This window comes from Yoonia sp. (assembly GCF_042093035.1).
Classification (GTDB): domain Bacteria; phylum Pseudomonadota; class Alphaproteobacteria; order Rhodobacterales; family Rhodobacteraceae; genus Yoonia.
In genome coordinates, this window is sequence record NZ_JBELFI010000169.1 from 1 (window position 1) to 3904 (window position 3904).

The following is a 3904-nucleotide window of genomic DNA, read 5'->3' on the forward strand; positions in this document are numbered from 1 at the left end:
TTGCCCCGGAAACGATGAGCGCCCAACCTTCGCAAGGCACTCATCCTGCGCGGCCGCGCGTCAGTTCTGGCCGCAGCGACAGCCAGAAATGGCCGGGGTGTCCTTGGCTGCTTGCACGATTGGGGCTGCGGCCTTGGTTTGTGGCTGCATGTCTGACTTGCCACCGCAACATCCGGTCGATTTCTGTGTGGCCGTATCTTGAGACTGTGAATTCAAACGGTCGTCCATTTTCAGCTCCTTATGTTTGGCTTCGTCCTGTAGACGCAATCCGGCAACATCCATTACAGGAATGAGGAAATCCATCCGGCTTGCTGGGTGGCGGTGCCGGAGCGTCGGAAGGCCGCAATTGCCGCCCGGCGACGCCAAAAGCTGCTGCCGCCTAGAGCAATCGCCGCGCGACCCATCCGATCGCCTCAAGCCCACGCGCGCGCCAGCTGCGGCGATACCAGGTCGGATGCGTGATCTCACTGGCATCACAGAGATCATCCAGAAACTGCGCCTGTAGCTGTCCAGCCAAGGCACGGTCATGCGCGACCAGGACCAGTTCCTGATTGACGAAGAGACTGCGATAATCAAGGTTCGCAGACCCCACAATAGACCAGGCGGCATCAACGACCGAAGTCTTGGCGTGCAATTGCCGGGGCAGGTATTCGTAAACCCTGACCCCTGCAGACAGAAGCTGTCCATATGCTGCCCGCGTTGCCCAACCAGCGACCAACGGATCACTTCGACGGGGGACAAGCAGACGGACATCAACGCCGCGATGGGCTGCTTCCTGAAGCGCCTTGTCGACCACAGTGCCGGGACCAAAATAGGGAGACGTCAGATAGATATGGGTCTGTGCCATCCCGATCAGCCCTGCATGGAGGCAGGCAAGCCTCTTTCGGCACCTGCGCGAGTAGCTTGGCACCAGCAGTCCTTCGATGCCGCCGGCCTCTTGGGGGATGGCCTTTGCCGGAAGCGCGCGCGCATCCTGCCAGAGCCGGTCAAAGTGTCGGGTTGCAAGTCTTGCCAACGGACCTGAAACCCGCAAATGCGTGTCGCGCTGGCGGGTCACGCCGTGCAACCGCCACGAGTTCAAGCGGCGGATATTGAAACCACCCAGATACGCCTCCCGGCTATCCACGACCAGAAGCTTGCGGTGGTTGCGCTGGAAATAGCGCAGGGGATGGCGCAGATCAAAGGGGCGAAACCACCGAAAGCGGACCCCGCTTTGCGCCAATGCGCGACGGAGCGCGCGGAAATTGCGCTGGCCGGCACCGAAGGCGTCCAGATGCAAGCGCACGTCCAACCCTGCGCGCGCTTTGGCCGCGAGTGCCGCGACAAAGCGTGCGCCAACTTCGTCGGCCGCAAAAATATAGGATTCCATCCAGATCGTGTCGGTTGCCCGCTCTATTGCCGCAATCATCGCATCAAATAGTACATCTCCCTCGATGAACAATGCGAACGCACCGTGGCCCTCGCCCAGCTCTGGCACGCAAATCGCTGAGCGCGCCTGCGCAACGGCTTGCTGTGCCTCCTGCGATGTACGAAAGACCGGCATCGCTCAGGTATTGGCTGCATCATGGGCGCCATGTTGGCACCAGACACAATCGCAGTTGAGATGATTGCAGCTGCTGTCTTTCAGCGGGCCGCGATAACGCATCTGCGCGATCGGCAGCAACAGCCGCTTTGGCAAGGACAGCCCATAGGCCGCGCGCAATGCAGCGCCTGCGTCAGCCGATCCCAGCTTCGAGATCAGGTAATCAATCCCGCGAGGGCCCGTCTGATTGAACAGGAACCGATTGACGATACTGGCGCGCAAGCCCGGTTGCAGCGCCCGACGCCAGGATGTCGTGTAGTCGGCGCCATTGATAATGCTTTCGGCAGCCAGCCGTCCTGACCGCATCGCGTAACGCAATCCAAACCCCGCAAGTGCGTCCTGAAATCCTGCGTGTTCACCAATCACACGATTGCCACCCTGCATTGCTGTGCGCGGCAGACGGACATTCCCAAACCCACCGAAATATTTTGGCTCAAGCATCTTTAACCCTGCATAGCGCTGAAAATGGGCCACCGTCGCCGCAAGATACTTCGCCTGATCCCGAAACCCCGAGACCATGCAACTGGCCACTGTCCCGCGCCCTTGATGCACCAGAAGATAGGCATAGCCTTTCGGGGCGAGCTGTGGTCCGAAGGCCAGCCACGCCCCGTTGGGCATTGTCGTGTCAAAGACATAGCCAACGGCAATGATATCTGCGCGTCGCGGGCCGCCCGCCAGGATCATCCTGCCGCCGGTGTTCTTCACACGGTCATTGAAGCGCACCTCCACCCCCGCCGCACGCGCCTGATCCAGCAGTGCCCGGTCGAGCGTCCCCGCTGCGCTGCCACGCCGCAGTAAATAGAACAAAGGGCGTGATCCATGCACCTTACGGGCCTTCGCGCGGCTGTCCAAGACGACGCCCTCGGTCATGCCATGATGAGAGAAATCCGCAGCGACCCCGGCCTGGGCCAACTCATCCAGAACATCCCTTTTGTCAGTCCAGTTTTCCAGTCCCTGAAAATCGTCATGGAACCGATGCCCCACATCCGCGCGCCATTCACGCACTTTGACCTGACGCCCCGCCTTGGCCAAAACGATCGCGCAGACCAGACCCGCAGGTCCCGCCCCAACGATCTGTATGCCGTCATCTAGGTTCGCAATCTGATTGGGTCTTGACGCTGTCATATGACGCCGTCTCGGCGCATTGCGCGCACTGACGGACCCGACGCAAAGCCTGCTATCACGCTCAAATGCCGTAACCCCACGCGGGCATTCTGCCCATCTTGACCTCTACAGTGCCAACGCCTGCAACATTTTCAACCGCGACGCGGACGGCGTTCTCCTCAAAATCACTGTCAGCGACACCCCAGACCGAGACATCTCCTTCCTCGACGGTGTAGTTTATCAGGTTGACGGCAGCACCGGGCACCTGCTTGAGGGCCTCGTCAATCTTTGTGCGCAGCACACGGTCGTCCTCGGACGGAGCGCGCAGGCTATTATCGGGCATGGCCGACAAGACGTGAAGCAGATTGGCACGGCTGACGACGCCGGCCACCTGACCTGATCGCACCACCGGTACCCGCTTGATGCGGTGCTTTTCCAAAAGGCGCGCAATTTCCGCGACCTCCGTATCCTCCTGCACCCAAACAACATCGCGGGTCATCACATCCCGAACATGCCGGCTATTGAGCTTGACGAAATCCTGCGCAGACCCGCCCGAACCGTTCAGCACCTCAAGCCACCACGACCGCCGTCGCACATCGGGGCCGCGTACCCGTCGCATGAGATCACCTTCACTGACCAATCCCTTGAGATTGCCTTTGTCGTCAAGCACGGGCAGCGCGCTGATGTGATGATCGAGCATCAACCGCACTGCATCCGCGACTTTCGCATCAACATCGACCGAGATCACTGTGGTGGTCATGATATCTTTCGCTTGCATGGCGTAGTCTCCATTTTGTCGGTGGTAGATCGGTCCGCTGGTCAGCTCCCGATCACGAGTTGCAAATCATCGTCCAGAACGTAAGGCGGGATGTCGAGATTGCGGGGTGCCGGACCTTTGCGGATCCGCCCCGAAGTATCGTAATGTGAGCCGTGGCAGGCGCAGAACCAGCCGCCGAATGCGCCCAGCGTTGTCCCGGTTTGACCCAGCGGAACGCAGCCCAAATGGGTACAAATCCCGATCACAATGAGCCACTCTCCCTCCGCGTCGGCGGTGCGATTTTCATCTTGCGCTGGCATGTCGGTACTGAGATTGGGATTTTCTTCCAATTTGTCCACGGGATCGACCAGATCGTCGAGCGCGACGGCACGCGCCGCCTCAATCACCGCAGGGGGTCTGCGCCAGACGAAAACCGGGCGACCGCCCCAATCTATCGTAAC

5 protein-coding genes are annotated in these 3904 nt (G+C 60.2%); all 5 read right to left on the reverse strand.

Annotated features, from left to right (window positions below):
• Window positions 1-60 precede the first annotated feature (60 nt).
• Window positions 61-303 (reverse strand): hypothetical protein, encoded by a 243-nt coding sequence (locus tag ACFDSS_RS13955; RefSeq protein ID WP_375256328.1) that lies wholly within the window; start codon window positions 301-303, stop codon window positions 61-63.
• 76 nt (window positions 304-379) lie between these two features.
• Complete coding sequence (locus ACFDSS_RS13960) at window positions 380-1543, reverse strand: phosphatidylserine/phosphatidylglycerophosphate/cardiolipin synthase family protein (RefSeq protein ID WP_375256329.1); 1164 nt, start codon at window positions 1541-1543, stop codon at window positions 380-382.
• A 3-nt stretch (window positions 1544-1546) separates the two neighbouring features.
• Window positions 1547-2707, reverse strand: a complete 1161-nt coding sequence (locus tag ACFDSS_RS13965; RefSeq protein WP_375256330.1) for an NAD(P)/FAD-dependent oxidoreductase — start codon at window positions 2705-2707, stop codon at window positions 1547-1549.
• A gap of 61 nt (window positions 2708-2768) precedes the next feature.
• A complete protein-coding gene (locus tag ACFDSS_RS13970) occupies window positions 2769-3464 on the reverse strand; it encodes a CBS domain-containing protein (RefSeq protein ID WP_375256331.1) in 696 nt (231 codons plus the stop codon).
• Window positions 3465-3505: 41 nt separating this feature from the next.
• The coding region (petA, locus tag ACFDSS_RS13975; RefSeq protein WP_375256332.1) for a ubiquinol-cytochrome c reductase iron-sulfur subunit at window positions 3506-3904 on the reverse strand (399 nt) is incomplete at its 5' end.

Excerpts from the sequence above, each read along its gene's own strand:
- ACFDSS_RS13960 (WP_375256329.1), bottom strand. The coding sequence starts at position 1,543 with ATGCCGGTCTTTCGTACATCGCAGGAGGCACAGCAAGCCGTTGCGCAG.
- ACFDSS_RS13955 (WP_375256328.1), bottom strand. The coding sequence starts at position 303 with ATGGATTTCCTCATTCCTGTAATGGATGTTGCCGGATTGCGTCTACAG.
- ACFDSS_RS13970 (WP_375256331.1), bottom strand. The coding sequence starts at position 3,464 with ATGCAAGCGAAAGATATCATGACCACCACAGTGATCTCGGTCGATGTT.
- ACFDSS_RS13965 (WP_375256330.1), bottom strand. The coding sequence starts at position 2,707 with ATGACAGCGTCAAGACCCAATCAGATTGCGAACCTAGATGACGGCATA.